The organism is Streptomyces sp. NPDC002835 (assembly GCF_053591995.1).
Map to the genome: position 1 here is coordinate 161,980 of NZ_JBSFUW010000010.1, position 15,726 is coordinate 177,705.

12 protein-coding genes and 1 pseudogene are annotated in these 15,726 nt (G+C 71.8%); 9 read left to right on the forward strand and 4 right to left on the reverse strand.

Annotated elements, in window-relative coordinates; all coding sequences use genetic code 11:
• Nucleotides 1-59: 59 nt before the first annotated feature.
• The 9 genes from ACWD01_RS13975 (at nucleotide 60) to ACWD01_RS14015 (ending at nucleotide 9,748) form a co-directional block, all read left to right on the forward strand.
• Nucleotides 60-269, forward strand: a complete 210-nt coding sequence (locus tag ACWD01_RS13975) for a ferredoxin (RefSeq protein ID WP_451161385.1) — start codon at nucleotides 60-62, stop codon at nucleotides 267-269.
• A complete protein-coding gene (locus tag ACWD01_RS13980; RefSeq protein ID WP_451161387.1) occupies nucleotides 266-1,534 on the forward strand; it encodes an NAD(P)/FAD-dependent oxidoreductase in 1,269 nt (422 codons plus the stop codon). The genes ACWD01_RS13975 and ACWD01_RS13980 overlap by 4 nt, the downstream gene beginning before the upstream one ends.
• Nucleotides 1,535-1,634: 100 nt before the next feature.
• Nucleotides 1,635-2,078, forward strand: a complete 444-nt coding sequence (locus ACWD01_RS13985) for a VOC family protein (protein ID WP_451161389.1) — start codon at nucleotides 1,635-1,637, stop codon at nucleotides 2,076-2,078.
• Between the two features lie 104 nt (nucleotides 2,079-2,182).
• Nucleotides 2,183-3,097, forward strand: a complete 915-nt coding sequence (locus ACWD01_RS13990) for a pyridoxamine 5'-phosphate oxidase family protein (RefSeq protein WP_451161391.1) — start codon at nucleotides 2,183-2,185, stop codon at nucleotides 3,095-3,097.
• Nucleotides 3,098-3,543: 446 nt separating this feature from the next.
• Nucleotides 3,544-3,960 carry a cupin domain-containing protein gene (locus ACWD01_RS13995; protein WP_356896316.1) on the forward strand — a complete coding sequence of 139 codons (417 nt, stop codon included), beginning with the start codon at nucleotides 3,544-3,546 and terminating at the stop codon, nucleotides 3,958-3,960.
• 57 nt (nucleotides 3,961-4,017) lie between these two features.
• Nucleotides 4,018-4,614: a cobalamin B12-binding domain-containing protein gene (locus tag ACWD01_RS14000; protein ID WP_451161393.1), complete on the forward strand. Its 597-nt coding sequence runs from the start codon at nucleotides 4,018-4,020 to the stop codon at nucleotides 4,612-4,614.
• Nucleotides 4,611-6,017: a methylaspartate mutase gene (locus tag ACWD01_RS14005; RefSeq protein WP_451161395.1), complete on the forward strand. Its 1,407-nt coding sequence runs from the start codon at nucleotides 4,611-4,613 to the stop codon at nucleotides 6,015-6,017. Before ACWD01_RS14000 ends, ACWD01_RS14005 begins: the two co-directional genes overlap by 4 nt.
• A gap of 6 nt (nucleotides 6,018-6,023) precedes the next feature.
• Nucleotides 6,024-8,030, forward strand: a complete 2,007-nt coding sequence (locus ACWD01_RS14010) for an FAD/NAD(P)-binding protein (protein WP_451161397.1) — start codon at nucleotides 6,024-6,026, stop codon at nucleotides 8,028-8,030.
• Nucleotides 8,027-9,748: an AMP-binding protein gene (locus ACWD01_RS14015; RefSeq protein WP_451161399.1), complete on the forward strand. Its 1,722-nt coding sequence runs from the start codon at nucleotides 8,027-8,029 to the stop codon at nucleotides 9,746-9,748. Before ACWD01_RS14010 ends, ACWD01_RS14015 begins: the two co-directional genes overlap by 4 nt.
• Nucleotides 9,749-9,845: 97 nt before the next feature.
• On the opposite strand, the gene ACWD01_RS14020 is transcribed toward ACWD01_RS14015, so the two are convergent.
• The 4 genes and pseudogenes from ACWD01_RS14020 to asnB all read right to left on the reverse strand — a co-directional run bounded on the left by ACWD01_RS14020 (nucleotide 9,846) and on the right by asnB (nucleotide 15,649).
• Nucleotides 9,846-11,102: an outer membrane protein assembly factor BamB family protein gene (locus ACWD01_RS14020; protein ID WP_451161401.1), complete on the reverse strand. Its 1,257-nt coding sequence runs from the start codon at nucleotides 11,100-11,102 to the stop codon at nucleotides 9,846-9,848.
• Nucleotides 11,103-11,540: 438 nt separating this feature from the next.
• Nucleotides 11,541-13,022 (reverse strand): extracellular catalytic domain type 1 short-chain-length polyhydroxyalkanoate depolymerase, encoded by a 1,482-nt coding sequence (locus ACWD01_RS14025; RefSeq protein ID WP_451161403.1) that lies wholly within the window; start codon nucleotides 13,020-13,022, stop codon nucleotides 11,541-11,543.
• Nucleotides 13,023-13,501: 479 nt separating this feature from the next.
• Nucleotides 13,502-13,660, reverse strand: a pseudogene (locus ACWD01_RS14030) (hydroxymethylbilane synthase); the annotation flags it as partial.
• Between the two features lie 135 nt (nucleotides 13,661-13,795).
• Nucleotides 13,796-15,649: an asparagine synthase (glutamine-hydrolyzing) gene (asnB, locus tag ACWD01_RS14035; RefSeq protein ID WP_451161405.1), complete on the reverse strand. Its 1,854-nt coding sequence runs from the start codon at nucleotides 15,647-15,649 to the stop codon at nucleotides 13,796-13,798.
• Nucleotides 15,650-15,726: the final 77 nt, after the last annotated feature.

A 15,726-nucleotide genomic window follows, 5' to 3' on the forward strand; every position in this document is an offset into this window, starting at 1 on the left:
TAAAGTTGTGATAGACAGTTAGGCGCCACAGAGCGCGAAGAAGGAGGAGAAGGAGCGTCATGAAGATCCACGTCGACAGGGACCTGTGTGACAACCACGGACAGTGTGTCTTCGCCGCCCCCGAGGTGTTCTCCTTCGACGACGACGACTACCTCGTCTACCAGGAGGAAGCCTGCGACGAGCTGCACGAGAAGGTCGCCAAGGCCGCCGCCGTCTGCCCGGTCCGCGCCATCACTTTCACCGGCGGCCCGCTGGAGGCCGGCGCATGACGGGCCCGCACACGCCCGCCACGGGCCGGCACGCGTCCGCCACGGGCCCTGGCATCGTCGTCGTCGGCGCCTCGCTCGCCGGAGTGCGCGCCGCGCGCGCCCTGCGCGAGCGGGGATACGGCGGCCGGCTGACCCTGGTCGGGGACGAACCGCACCTGCCCTACGACCGGCCGCCGCTGTCCAAGGAGTTCCTGACGGGCCGGGCCGACGCCGAACGCGTCCGGCTCCCGCTCGAGGGGCTGGACGCGGACTGGGCCCTGGGCCGGGCCGCCGCAGGGCTCGCCCCGGAGCGCCGCGTCGTCGTCCTGGTCGACGGTACGGAGCTGCCGTACGAGGGGCTGGTGATCGCCACCGGCTCCCGCGCCCGCGCCTGGGGCGCCGGCGCGCCACGCCACGGCGTCCACACGCTGCGGGGACTCGACGACGCGCGTGCTCTCGGCGCGGCACTGGCCCGCGGCGGGCCGCTCCTCGTCGCGGGCGCGGGCTTCGTGGGCACCGAGGTCGCCGCCGCCGCGCGGGCCGCCGAGGTGCCGGTCACCCTGGTCGACAAGGCCGCCCGCCCCTGGATCGGACGCTTCGGCGACGAGGCCGCGGCCTTCGTGGAGCGCCTGCACCGCGACGCGGGCGTGGATCTGCGCTGCGGCACCCTGGTGACGTCCCTGAAGGGCGACGACCGGGTGACCGGGGCAGAGCTGTCCGACGGGACCTCGGTGGCGGCCGACGCCGTGGTCGTCGCCCTGGGCGCGGTGCCTGCCACCGAGTGGCTCATCGGCTCGGACATCGCCCTCGACGAGGGCGTACTCGTCGACGCGTACTGCCGGGTGCTGCGCACGGACGGCAGCCACCTGCCCGGCGTCGTCGCGGCCGGGGACGTGGCGCGCTGGCCCCATCCCTGGACGCCGGGGCGCGGACTCTCCCTCGGGCACTGGAGCAACGCCGTCGAGCAGGCCGAGGCGGCGGCGGCCACCCTGCTCTTCCCCGACGAGCCGGCCGCGTACCGGCCGGTGCCGTCCTTCTGGTCCGACCAGTACGGCGTCAAGTTCCGCTCGGTGGGCCTGCCGGAGCTCGCCGACACGGTCGAGGTGCGCGAGCAGAGCGTCGAGCGCCGCCGGCTCGACCTGGCCTACTACCGCGACGGAGCGCTCGTCGGCGCCCTGACCGCCAACCGCGCGGCCCGGACCGCCTCCTACCAGGCACAACTGGCGGCGGCCCTCGTCACGGCCCCGGACGCGCCGCCCGCCGGCCGGCAGCCCGTCACCACCTGACCGCCGGCGCCCCTCCCCAGACCCCCACGAAGAACCACGGCACACGGACTTCCGGGTGCGAAGAACCTCCCGGACTTCACAAGAAGGAATGTGACTGACCATGAGCACCATGCAGACCGGACACGTCGGCATCAACGTCACCGACATCGAGCGTTCGATCGCGTTCTACAGCAAGGTCTTCGGCGTTTCCATCGGCACCGAGGGCAAGGAGGACGGCCGCCGCTTCGCCCTCATGGTCCGTGACGGGCAGCTCCTCGTGGCCCTGTGGCAGCAGTCCACGGAGGCCTTCGACACCAACCGCGCGGGACTGCACCACATGTCCTTCCAGGTCGAGTCGATCGAAGACGTGAAGACCGCCGAGCAGTCGCTCCGCGAGCTGGGCGCCGAGTTCGCCTACGACGGAATCGTTCCGCACGGCGAGGGCGCGGGCTCCGGCGGCATCTTCTTCACCGACCCCGACGGCACCCGCCTGGAGATCTACTCGCCGACCGGCGCCGAGGGCACGGCTCCGGTGGCCGGCGCGCCCACCTGCGGCTTCTTCTAAACCGCGGCACCGCGCGACCGGCCGGCCGGTCGACCGCGCAACCGCCGCGTAGGGAACCCGTACCCCCTCTGTCCGCCACCCCGACCGAACCCGGAGAGCATGTCGTGGCCACCTATCACACCGGAGAAGTAGCCGTACAGGAACGCGCGGGCCTTCGGCAGTACGCCGAGATGTCGCTCGGCGCCATCGGCTCGACCGTCCCGGACATCGCCGCGGAGTTCCTGCTCCAGCAGCCGATGGTCGTGCTCGGGGCGGCGGACGAGGCGGGCCGGATGTGGGCCACGGTCCTGGCGGGTGAACCCGGCTTCCTGCGAGCCGTCAACCCGATCACGCTGACCGTCGACGCCCTGCCCGCCCCCGACGACCCGCTGGCCGGCGTCCTCGCCGCCACCGCCCGCGTCGGGATGATCGCCATCGAGCCCGCGAACCGTCGCAGGATGCGGATCAACGGGCTCGCCCACCCCGCCAGGAACGGGCTCCAGGTCGATCTCCACCAGGTGATCGCCAACTGCCCCAAGTACATCCAGAAGCGGGACTTCACCCTGCTGCCTCCCGAGGAGCAGGCCCCCCGCTCGGCCACCACCGGCACCGCGCTCACCCCCGACCAGCAGCGCGCCGTGAGCGAGGCCGACACCTTCTTCGTCGCCACCGCCTCCCCCGAGGGCGACGCGGACGCCTCGCACCGCGGCGGCAGCACCGGCTTCGTGCAGGTGCTCTCCCCCACGCATCTGCGCTGGCCGGACTACGTGGGCAACTCAATGTTCCTCACGCTGGGCAACCTCGCGCTCAACCCGGCCGCCGGCCTGGTCTTCCCTGACTGGCGGACCGGCACCCTGCTGCACGTCACGGGAAGCGCGCACACCGACTGGGACGCCGACTCGGCGGCTCAGGTCCCCGGCGCCCAGCGGCTGGTCGACTTCCACGTCAGCGAGGTGCGCGAGGTCCGGGGCGCGGTGCCACTGCGCTGGACCGACCCCGTCTTCTCGCGCTTCAACCCGCCGGCGCCCACGGGGTCCTGACCCCCGCGCCCTCCGAGGGCGCACGCCGGCTGACCGGCTCCTCCCCGCAAGCCTCCGGGCCCGCACCGTTTCGGTGCGGGCCCGGAGGCTTTTGTGCTGCCTTCAGTCAGGGCCGGCCGACCGCGGACTGCCTGCTCAAGGGGCCTGCGGCCGACTTCGTCAGGTCCCATCGGCTGCACCGTTGGCCCCCCATCGGATAGACCGAGGTTCTGGGCCCAGGTCCCCCGCCTAGATTTGTTCATGACGGAGAGAGCGGCCGCGAAAAGGGCCACTGAATTCTCCGCGGAACGAGCGGACAACTAAATGCGATAAACGGCGGACAACGCGTCGAGCGTTATACGCCACACCAATTCGCTCAGCCCGCGAATGGACACACCGACCGGCGTATCCATTTCCCGCAGAATCTCATGCGATTACTGACCAGAGAATGGAACAAGGGGACCCCCATGTCCGAAATCGAGTACATCAAGAACGTCTTCCGGAGCGGTTTCGAGCTGACCGGAATCGAGTGGTCGACCTGGGCGGAGCCGGGCCGTGTGGGCGTCGAGCACCACGTCCTGTGGGCCCCCGACGAGGCGGCCGGCGAGCAGTCCGTCGGCCTGCTGCTGCGCTTCCCGCCCACCGCGCACGGCGACTTCCACGAGCACCTCGGCTACGAGCTGATGCTCGTCCTGGACGGCCGGCTCGACCACAGCGACGGCACCTCCTACGTCAAGGGCGACCTGGTCGTCGAGGGCCCCGGCACCGAGCACCAGATGTCCAGCGCCACCGGCTGCACGGTCCTCGCGATCCGGACCAAGCCCGCGGCGGCCCGCGAGCCGAAGCAGCCGATCCGCCCGGTGGGCGCGGCGGCGTCCGCCTGACCCACCGACGCGCCGGCCCGCCGGTGTCCGCCCCGCCCCCAGGAAAGAGAGAGGTCCATGTCTGTGCCCGCCCGACCGAGGGACGCCCGGCCTGCCACCCGGCACGGCGGCGGCCGTCGCGTCCTGGTCTCGAGTGTCTCCTCCGACTCCCACACCTGGAACCTGGTGTTCCTGCAGCTGCTGCTCGAAGAGCTCGGCCACGAGGTGGTCAACGTCGGAGCCTGTGTCCCGGACGAGCTGCTGATCGCCGAGTGCCGCCGCACCGCCCCCGACATGGTGGTCGTCAGCAGCGTCAACGGCCACGGTCACCTCGACGGCAGGCGCCTGATCGGCCGGCTGCGCGCCGAGCCCGACCTGCGGCACCTGCCGGTGGTGATCGGCGGGAAGCTGGGCACGAAGGGCGCGGAGAACGGCACGTACGGGCCGGAGCTGGTGGCGGCGGGTTTCGACGCGGTCTTCGAGGACTCGGAGGGCATCGCCCCGTTCCGCCAGTACCTCGCAGGCGCCTCCGAGCAGACGGCGCTCACCACTGGCCCCGCCGCGGCGGACGCGGCCGGCCACCTCTCCCTCACCGCGGTGATCACCTCCGAGCGCACCCCCGTCACCGCGGCGGTCCCGTCCCCGGCCACTCTCACCACGGGAGGTGCGGCATGAGCGCCGCCGATCTCACCCCGCAGTCGCCGGGGGCCACGCCGGCCCCCGCCCGGCGGGCGTCCACCGCTCCCTTCGGGGCGACGGTGGCCGCCGCCGCGGCGGCCGGACGGCTCGTCGTCCAGCCCCGCATGGGCATGCCGACCGTCCCCGCGATGCAGGAGGGTCTGCGCGCCGTCCGCGCCGCGAACGCCACCACCGTCGGCACGGTCACGCTCGACAGCTACACCCGGGTCGGCGACCACGACTCGGCCCGCAAGGCCCTCCGCGACGGCAGCGACCTCAACGGCTTCCCGATCGTGGCGCACGGCGCCGACACCACCCGGGCCATGCTCGCCGGAGTGACGGACGGCGACTTCGCGATCCAGGTACGCCACGGCTCCCCGCTCCCGCTGGGCATCGTCCAGGCCCTCCTGGACGCCGGCCTCGACGCCACCGAGGGCGGCCCGGTCTCCTACTGCCTGCCCTACAGCCGGACCCCGCTGGCCGAGTCGGTCGACGCCTGGGCCCGCGCCTGCGAACTCCTCGCCGAACGCGTGGAAGGGGCCCACCTGGAGAGCTTCGGCGGCTGCATGCTGGGCCAACTGTGCCCGCCCAGCCTGCTGGTGGCGATCTCCCTCCTGGAGGGCGTCTTCTTCAAGCAGCACGGCCTGCGCTCGATCTCCCTCAGCTACGCCCAGCAGACCAGCTTCACGCAGGACGTCGACGCGATCGCGGCCCTGCGCCACCTGGCCGCCGAGTTCATCGGCGACACCCAGTGGCACGTCGTCCTCTACACGTACATGGGCGTCTTCCCCCGTACGACACCGGGCGCGCTCGCCCTCCTGCGCAACAGCGCGGTCCTCGCCGCGACCACCGGCGTCGAGCGGATGATCGTGAAGACGCCGGCGGAGGCCCACCGCATCCCGACCGTCGCCGACAACATCCAGGCGCTCGAGGAGGCCTCCCGCGCCTCCGAGAAGCTGATCGTCTTCGGCGACCGCCCGCTGCTCAGCGGCGGCGGCGCGGGGGCGGACATCAACGACAACCCCGTGTACGCGGAGGCCCGCGCCCTCGTCGACGCGGTACTCGAACTCGACCCGGACGTCGGCCGGGCCCTGCTGAAGGCCTTCGCCAAGGGCTACCTGGACGTCCCCTTCTGCCTCCACGACGACAACGCCCAGCGCACCCGCGCCCACATCGACGAGCGGGGCGCGCTGCAGTGGCTGTCGGTCGGCTCGATGCCGCTCCGGGCCAAGAGCGCGACGGGCGCCGGCCGCCTGCGCGCCGACGACTTCCTGGACATGCTCGGCCATGTGCAGCGGCACTTCGACCAGGCGGCGCTGGAGCCCCGGGACCCGTCCACGGCCCCGCAGCCCACGCTCGCCCCCTCCACGTTCTCCACTACCGCCCTCGCGAAGGACTGAACGCCCGTGTCTGCCACCAGCAACAGCGCCAGCGACGCCACTCCCTCCACCCCCCTCTCGCTCGCCGTCATCGGCACGGGCCCCCGCGGTATCTCCGTGCTGGAGCGGCTGGCCGCCCGGCTGGCGGACGGCACGTACGGGGACCGCCCGGTCAGGATCCACGTGATCGACTCGGTGGAGGTGGGCGCCGGCCGCATCTGGCGCACCGACCAGGACGACTGGTTCACCATGAACACGGTCGTCGGCCAGGTCACCATGTACTCCGGCGCCCCCGACGACGGCCCCGCCCGCCCCGGCGCCGGCCCCTCGCTCGGCCAGTGGATCGAGGAGCGCGCCCGCACCCACGGCGAGCCCCCGCTCGGCCCCGACGACTACGCCTCGCGCCGGCGCTACGGCCAGTACCTCCGGTCCGTCTACGCCTCGGTCGTCGGCCACCTGCCCGAGCACGTGGAGCTGGTCGAGGTCAGGGGCCGGGTCTCGGGCATCGTGCCGCGCCCCGAGGGGGGTTACGTACTGGAGCTCGACGGCGCGCCGTACCTCGTCGAGGCCGACAAGGTCCTGCTCGCCACCGGCCACCCGCAGAACGAGCCCGACGACTTCGAGAGCCGCATGCTCTCCTTCGCCTCCCGCCACGACGGCGTCCACTACATCTGCGGCGACTCGGCCGCGGACATGGACCTCGGCGAGAAGGTGATCCCGCCGGCGTCCACGGTCGCCATCCGGGGCCTCGGCCTCTCCTTCTACGACGTGATGCTGAGCCTCACGGTCGGCCGCGGCGGCACCTTCGCCCGCGACACCGACGGCACCCTGCGCTACCTGCCCAGCGGCCTGGAGCCGCACATCGTCACCGGCTCGCGCAGCGGCCTGCCGATCCCGGCGCGCGGCCGCAACCAGAAGCGCCCCGACCACACCCACCGCCCGCTGTTCCTCACCAAGGAGGCGGTGGCCGAGGCCCGCAGCCGCCGCCTGGAGGCCACCGGAAGCGACCGGCTGCGCTTCGCCGAGGACGTACTGCCGCTGCTGACGAAGGAGGTGGAGCACGTCTACCAGGAGACACACCGGCGCAATGGCGGCGCGGACGGTGAACTCCCGCCCCTGGACCTGCACTCCCTGGCCCGCCCCTTCAAGGACGCGCACTTCTCCTCGCCCGACGAGTTCCGCACCCACCTCCTGAAGGTCATGGGCGCCGACCTGGAACAGGCGGAACTGGGAAACGTGGAAGGCCCGTTGAAGGCCGCACTTGACGTACTGCGCGACATCCGCAACGTCGTACGCGAGGCCGTCGACTACGGTGGGCTGCACCCGGACTCCCACTCGACGGAGTTCGAGCGTGACTTCCTCCCGGTGAACTCCCTGCTCTCCGCGGGTCCGCCGGCCGAACGGGTGGAGCAGCTCGTGGCCCTGGTGACCCAGCAGGTGGTGGAGGTCGTGGGCCCCGCGACGCGGTTCACCCCGGACGAGGAGGCCGGTGGCTTCCTGGTCTCGTCCGACCAGGTGGACGGCTCGGCCCGGATCGCCACCTGTCTGATCGACGCCCGCATCCCCACCCCGGACCTGCGCCGCGACACCTCGCCGCTGACCCGGACGATGCTGGCCGACGGCCTGGTGCGCGAGTACGTCCGCGCCGAGCCGAAGACGGGCGCCGAGGTCACCACGGGCGGCCTGGACGTGACCCGGGCCCCCTTCCACGTGGTCGACGCCGACGGCACGGTCCGCTCGGACCTGTACGCGCTGGGCATCCCGACGGAGCACGCCCGCTGGTTCACCCAGGTGGGCAGCGGGAAACCGGGCCTGAACACCCTGTTCCGGCAGGACGCGGACGCGATAGCCGCGGACCTGCTGCGGGCGGACGTGCCGGCGGCCGCGACCACTCAGGCATCTGCTGCGGCACCTGCCCAGGCGACGGTCCCGGGGCCGCGTGCGGCGACCGGCACCGCGGCTGCGACCGCGACCGCGACCGCGAGGATCCCGGCGCCGCGCGCGGCCGCCGCCACCGCGGGGAGGGCGTCATGAGGACCGGCACCCCCCACAACCCCGAGGCCACCGCCGCCTTCCGCGCGGCCCGTGACACCCTCCTGAAGCACAGCACCGACCCGGACGCGGCGACGGCGGAGTTCCGCTGGCCGCAGCTCGACCGCTTCAACTGGGCCCTCGACTGGTTCGACGCACTGGCCGCCGCCCCGGAGTCGGCCGAGCGGCCGGCGCTGAGACTCGTCGACGCGGCAGACCCCGGCCAGGACCGGAACATCACGTACGCGCGGCTCTCCCGGCGCTCGGACCAGGTGGCACACTGGCTGCGGGAGCAGGGCGTACACCCGGGCGACCGCGTCCTGCTGGTCCTCCACAACCGGCTCCCGCTCTGGGAGACGATGCTCGCCGTGATCAAGCTGGGCGCGGTGATCGTGCCGACGTACGCGACGGCGACGCCGGACGACCTGGAGGACCGCCTCTCCCGGGCGAAGATCACCCACGTACTCGCCGAGTCCGAGCTGACCCCGCTCTTCGACGAGCTGAAGGGCTCCTGGGAGGGGATCGCGGTCGGACGAGCGGTGCCCGGCTGGCTCTCGTACGGCGACTCGTACACCTCCCCCACCACCCCCTTCACCCCGGACCGCGAAACCCTGGCGACGGACCCCCTGTTCCTCTACTTCACCTCGGGCACCACCTCCCGCCCCAAGATGGTCGAGCACACCCACGCCAGCTATCCGGTCGGCCATCTGTCGGGCATGTACTGGAACGGCGTACGGCCCGGGGACGCGCACCTGAACATCTCGGCGCCGGGGTGGGCGAAGCACGCGTGGAGCTCGTTCTTCGTCCCGTGGAACGCGGGGGCCACGGTGGTGGCCATGGACACCTCGCGGGCGACCTCGGCGGACATCCTGGACGTCCTGCGCACCCGCGGCGTGACGACCTTCTGCGCACCGCCGACGGTCTGGCGCGGCCTGCTCGCCGAGGGCCTGGGCGAGAAGCCCGGGCTGCTGCGCGAGGCGACGTGCGCCGGCGAGCCGCTGGAGGCCACGCTCATCGACCGGGTGGAACAGGCCTGGGGCGTGTACGTACGGGACGGCTACGGCCAGACCGAGACGACGGGCCAGATCGGCCACACGCCCGGCCGCCGCCCCGAACCGGGCACGATGGGCCGCCCCCTGCCGGGCTACCCGATGGCGGTCGTGGACCCGAAGACGGGCCGGCCGGTGGCGCCCGGCGAGACGGGCGAGCTCTGCGTCGAGCTCGGCGACCAACGGCCGCTGGGCCTGATGACGGGCTACCTCGGCGACGACCGCAAGACGGCGGCCGCGTTCGCGAACGGCTATTACCACACGGGGGACCTGGTCCGCCTGGACGTGGACGGCACGACCCTGCGCTACGTCGGGCGGGACGACGACATGTTCAAGTCCTTCGACTTCCGCATCTCGCCGCTGGAACTGGAGCGCGTCCTGCTCCGCCACCCCGCGGTGGCCCAGGCGGCGGTCGTCCCGGTCCCGGACCCGGTCGGCATGTGGATCCCGAAGGCGTTCGTGGTCCTCGCCCCCTCCTGGCCGGAGCCGGCGGAGACGGCCGCCCGCGCGATCCTGGCCCACGCGGCGTCGGAACTCCCGGCCGAGAAGCACGTCAAGGCCCTGGAACTGACCCCGGCCCTGCCCACCACGATCTCCGGCAAGATCCGCAGAGCGGCGCTGCGGGAAGCGGGAACGCTGGGCGGCACGGAACTCCGCCTGGAAACGGCCTGACCCGGTCGCGCCGTGCGGGAGCCAGGCCCGGGGCCGGTTCCGGGGCCCGGCTCCCGCACGGCGACGGCCACGGGAAACAAACCCGCGAAGCAACCGGTCAGACCGGCAGCGCGTGCAGCGTCTCGCCGTGCAGAGCGAAGACGCGCTGACCGTCCGTCGCCACGAGCCAGGCGTGATAGTCGCCGGACTCGTCGTTGAACGTCCAGCGCAGGGCACCGGTCTTCGCGTCGAACGCGTGGATACCGCCGCGCTTGTCGAGATCGGTGGCGCCGTAGAGGGTGCCACCGGCCTTGACGAACTGCCGGGGCACCGGGGCGCCCGCGTCCGCGAGGCCCGTGGCCTGCCAGATCTCCTTGCCGCTCAGCGGATCGAGGGCCCACAGCGTCTTGCCGCTGTCCGCCGTGTAGAGCGTGCCCTCCACCACCGCCGGCTCCTTGAAGGTGGCGAACTGCTCGGTCCGCACCGTCCACTTCACGGCGCCGTCCGCCAGGTTGAAGGCCTGGAGCTCACGGCCCTGCGGGACGATCACCAGGTCCTGGTGGACGGCGAAGACGCCGTAGTTCGTCTTCGTCGTCTTGTGCGTCCACACCTGCCTGCCCGTGGCGGTGTCGCGGACCGTGAGGTTCTTCTTGAAGTCGGTGTAGACCAGGTGCCGGCCCCGTACCGCGGCGTGGACGCCCGTCTGCTCGGTGCCCAGATCGCGCTTTTCCTTCCACACCACCTTGCCGGTACGGCTGTTCAGCGCCGCGATCACATTGGTGTGGGAGGAGCCGTCCTCCTCCAGGATCTCGGCGATGACGTACACCTGCTCGTCGTCCACCGCGACGGGCCTCGGCTGCCGGTACTCCTTGCCGAGGCGGCTGCGCCAGGTCTCCTTGCCGGAGGCGGGGTCGTATCCGGCGACGGTGCCGTCGTACCTGCCGCTGGCCAGGTACAGGGTGCCGTTGCCGAGCAGCAGGGGCGCGCCGGGCGTGGCGCCGTCCGCCAAGGACCACCGCTTCTCGCCGCTCGCCCCGTCGAGGGCGTCGAGCGGCTGGCCGCTGGCGATCACCAGGCCGTCCGTGGCGATGAGTTCGTCGTTGTCGCCGTACGTCTTGGCGGCGGTCTGCCTGGTCCACAGCGGCTCGGGCGCCCGCCCGTCCTCGGCGGCGGCGCCCTCGGACGGCTTGCCGCCCCCGGGGGCGCCACTCCTGGCGGGCTCGGCGCCGCCGGAGCCCGCGCCGTCGGTCACGTCGTCCGTACGGCAGCCGGCTGCTCCCGCGCCCAGAATCGCCAGCGTGAGTCCTCCGCCGGCCAGCCGAAGCGCCTGTCGCCGGGAGGATCTGCCGACGATCGCGGAGTTCCTCTTGGACATGTCATACCCCCGTGGAGTCGCTCGAGCAGAAGATCGCAGGCCTTGCCGCATCGGTGTGCAGGGCCTGCGAGCAGGCACGTTAGCCGCCGAGGGGCGGTGCTGGGCCCGGCGGTGCGCGACGGGGACGAGACCGTGAACCAACCGGGACATGCTCACAGGCGGACGAAGCATCGCGTGGTCCGGACCCTTGCCGGCGACTGTCATGTGGTCATCCGTGCAGGATTGACGGCCAGGATGAGCAGCAGAAGTACATCCATGGGCGCCCAGTCGGGGGCTCTCACTGCATGGGGTGCACGGTCCTTGCGGAACCGGCGCTTCGGCAGGGCCTGGCGGACGACGGCCCGCCGGCTGAGGCGAACGGCGGGCAGGAAGAGATCCTGGACCACAGGTTGACCACGTGATAGCGGCGTTGACGGCCATGCCGTGAAAGGCCATGGCTCAGCAGCCCGAGTCCGCGAGGACGTAGTAGCCGGGGGACGTCTGCTTGAGGGTGTGCGTGGTGAACGTGTTCCACAGGCCCATGGCCTGGCCGGAACCCGTGGCATAGGTGTAGCCGCCGCGCTGGTAGGCGCGTCCGGCGACCGTGTGGTCGTAGTTGCCGGCCGTGTGGCACGTGGGCGTGAATCCGGTGGTGGTCGCTGTCACGGTCGAGGAGACCGCGCCGACCGCGCCCGCCGAGTCGACGGCTGCCACGGTGTAGCTGTACGTCGTACCGGTGGCCAGGCCGGTGTCGGTGTAGGCGGTCGACATGGTGGTGCCCACCTTCGTGCCGCCGCGGTACACGTGGTAGGAGGCCGCGCCGGTCACCGCGTTCCAGCTCACGGCTGCGGTGGTGCCGGTGGTGCCGGTGACCGTCAGCCCCGTGGGCGCGGGCAGGGCCCCGGTGCCCTGGTCCTCGTCGTCGAGGCCCCAGAAACGGGCGGTGTGGTAGCTGGAGCAGATGGTGTCGAGGTAGTAGGTGCCAGTGCTGCCGCACTGCTCCGCGCCGCTGCCCGGGTCGACCGCGAGTCCGTGGGCCATACCGGAGATGGAGTAGACCTCGACGGCGGTCTTGCCCGAGGCGTCGTCGTAGACGCTCAGCGTGGTGCCCCCGCCGAGACTCTGGGTGCGGGAGGGCGTCTGGCCGATGCCCCATACGTTGGTCCACTGGTCGCGCAGCTCGGTGGCGTTGGCGGGCTGGACCGTGGTGTCGGCGGTGCCCTGCCAGATCGCCACGCGCGGCCAGGAGGTGATGCCGGCGGGAGCGGCCGAGCGCACGAGGTCGCCCCACTGGGCGGGGGTCTTGTCCGGCGGGCTGTACATGCAGGTGTAGGCGGCGGACACGCTGTGCGCGCAGGAGGCGGGCAGCCCGGAGTCGACGGCACCGCCTGCGAAGACGTCCGGGTAGGCGGCGAGCATGTTGGCGGTCATGCCGCCGCCGGCCGACAGGCCGGTGATGTACACCCGCCGGGTGTCGCTGCCGTACTGGGCGATGGCCTTGTCGACCATCTGCTTGATCGACAGCGCCTCGCCCTGCCCGCGCGCGCTGTCGCCCGGCTCGAACCAGTTGAAGCAGGAGTTGCCGTTGTTGGCGCTGCTCGTCTGCGGGAGGACCAGCGCGAAATCGTAGAGGCCGGCGAACTTCGGCCAGCCGGAGTGCGCGTAGTAGTCGCTCGCGCTCTGCGTGCAGCCGTGCAGGGCGACCACGAGCGGGGCGCCGGAGGGCAGGGCGTCGGGCGCGTACGTGTACATGGACAGATTGCCGGGGTTGGAACCGAAGCCGGTGACCTGAGTCAGGCCCGCCGCGGATGCCTGGGGGCCCGCGGCGACCAGGCCGGCGGTCAGAGCCAGGGCCCCCGCGGCGGCGACGCCCCAGCGGCGGATGCCTCCGATGAGGCGGCGGCCCCTTGCGAGGTGGAACGAGGGGTATTGCTGTCCCATGACGACTGCCTCCTGAACGGTGAACACGTCCCGGACCAATGCCGGGCGGGGCTCGGCCATCGGTGTGGCGTAAATCATCACGGCGCCCACGCCGACGCTGACATGGGCCGGACAGCCAGGGTTGACGGAAGCCCTGTGTGACGGCCATCCATGGCCGACCTCGCGACCGGCTGTGTATGACAGGAGGCCAGGTGACACGTCCGGTCCCGGTCAATCAGCGGCGATCACCACGGCCGTGGCTCCGGCGGGTCGTGCCCGCTGAGCCCAGTGGCCGTCGTGGGATCTACCACGCTCCGATTGAGCGCCCGCAGGTGGCGTATCGAACCATCTCGAGGAGACGGAACCGACCGCGGCGGGCACGGTCACCTCCGGGCACACCGACCCGGCCGACCGGGCCGGGCCGGCACCGAAGGACCTGGCCGTCCCCACAGTGGTTCTCGGTGGGCCACCTTGGGGTTCGCTGACGCCGGCGCGACGGGTCAGTGCGGGATGCTGTCGATCACTTCGCGGGCGCCGCCCTGGCGGAGGAGGGTGACGGCGACGGACGTACCGAGCGTGGACGGGTCGAGCCTGCCCGCCCATTCATGGGCGTTGAGCATGACCTTGCCGTCCGAGGAGAAGACACAGGCGCGCAGACGACGTACAGCGCGCCCGGCCTGAGCAGTGCGAGGAGGTCCGGCAGGCGGAGGTACTTCCCGGGCCTTCAATCGAGCGTCGCAGCACGCCCGGCCGTCTCAGCAAGGACGGCCGGGCGTTCGCACGGTGCGTATCGCCTACAGCTCGACCCGGACGCCGTAGGAGGAGACCCAGGAGTTGAACTCGATCAGCCGCTCCAGCACGGCGCGCGCGCTCCAGGGCCCGCCGACCCCGTACGAGCCCTCCGGCACGGCCAGCAGCCGGCGGACCTCGTCCTCCGACACGATCTGCAGCACCGGGGCGTCCTCGGTGAGCAGCGCCTCCACCCGCTCCCGCAGGGCGAGTTCGTAGCCCCTGTCCTGCGTGGAGGGGTACGGGTTCTTCTTGCGGTCCAGCACCGAGTCCGGCAGCAGGCCCCGCATGGCGGCGCGCAGCAGGCTCTTCTCCCGGCCGTCGAAGGTCTTCATCGCCCACGGCGTGTTGTAGACGTACTCGACGAGCCGGTGGTCGGTGAACGGCACCCGCACCTCAAGGCTGACGGCCATGCTGATGCGGTCCTTGCGGTCCAGCAGGAAGTTCTCCCAGCGGGTGAGGTTGAGATACGTGACCTCACGCATCCGCGCCTCCAGGCCGCTCTCGCCGTTCAGCCGCGGCACCTCGTCCAGTGCCTGGGAGTACCGCTCCTTGACGTACGCGTCGAGTCCCAGCCGGTCCCACAGCCCGATCGTGCGCAGCGCGCCGATGCCGCCCGCCTTCTCGAACGGGTGGTGCCAGGGGAAGGAGCCGTTCTCCACGGCCTCCTTGTCGTGGAACCAGGTGTAGCCGCCGAACAGCTCGTCCGCGGCCTCGCCGGACAGCGCGACCGTCATCCGCTCCTTCAGCGCCCGGCACAGGATGAGCAGCGAGTACTCCATGTCGCCGGTGGACACCGGCAGGTCCTGGGCGCGCAGCACGGTGTCGCGGACCTCGTCGTCGAGGAGGTCGGCGTTGTCGAGCTCGACGATGATGTGCTCGGCGCCTACGCGCTCGGCGACCTCGACGGCGAACGGGGTGTCGGGGTCCTCCCACTGGACGTTCGACTCGAAGCGGTCCTCATGGCCCTTGAAGTCGACGGAGAACGCCCTGATGGGCTGCTCCACACCCTGCTTGGCCAGCGCCTTCGCGGCCAGCGCGGTCACCGCGCTGGAGTCCAGGCCGCCGGAGAGCAGGGTGCCGACGGTGACGTCCGCGACGAGCTGGCGCTCGACGATGTCCTCCAGGAGCTCGCGGACGTGGATGACGGTCGTGTCGAGGTCGTCGGTGTGCGGGCGGGCCGTCAGTTCCCAGTACTTCCTGGTGCTGATCAGCCCCTCGCGGCCGAAGCGCATCACGGTCGCGGGCAGCACCTCGTGCATGCCGCGGAACACCGCGTGCCCCGGGGTCTTCACGATGCTGAAGATCTCCCGCAGGCCGCCTGCGTCGACGACGGCCTCGGCGTCCTCGTGGGCCAGGATGCCCTTCGGCTCGGAGGCGAACAGCAGCCCGTCCGCGGTCGGGTAGTAGTAGAGCGGCTTGACGCCCATCCGGTCGCGGACCAGCAGCAGCTCCTCGGTCCGCGGGTCCCAGATGGCGAAGGCGTAGATGCCGTTGAGGCGCTCCGCGAAGTGCTCGCCCCACTCGACGAAGGCGCGCAGCACGACCTCGGTGTCGGACGTCGTACGGAACTCGTGGCCGAGGCCGGTCAGCTCCTCCCGCAGCTCGCGGAAGTTGTAGACCTCGCCCGTGTAGGTGATGACCGGCAGCGAGTCGTCCTCGGCAGCCGCCATCGGCTGCTTTCCGCCTTCGAGGTCGATGATCGCGAGCCGGCGGTGGCCGAGAATCGCATGGGGCGAGGTCCACAGCCCCCAGGCGTCCGGACCCCGGCATTCCATGGTGTGGGTCATGGCCGCGGCCATATCCTGACGCTCGGTCAGATCATGCTGGTGGCTAACCCATCCGGCAAGGCCGCACATGTGTCACCAGTTCCTCTCGTCAAGGGGCAGTGGGGCAACGATGTTCGAGCACCGGGTCAGCGGCCGAGTCGACGGCC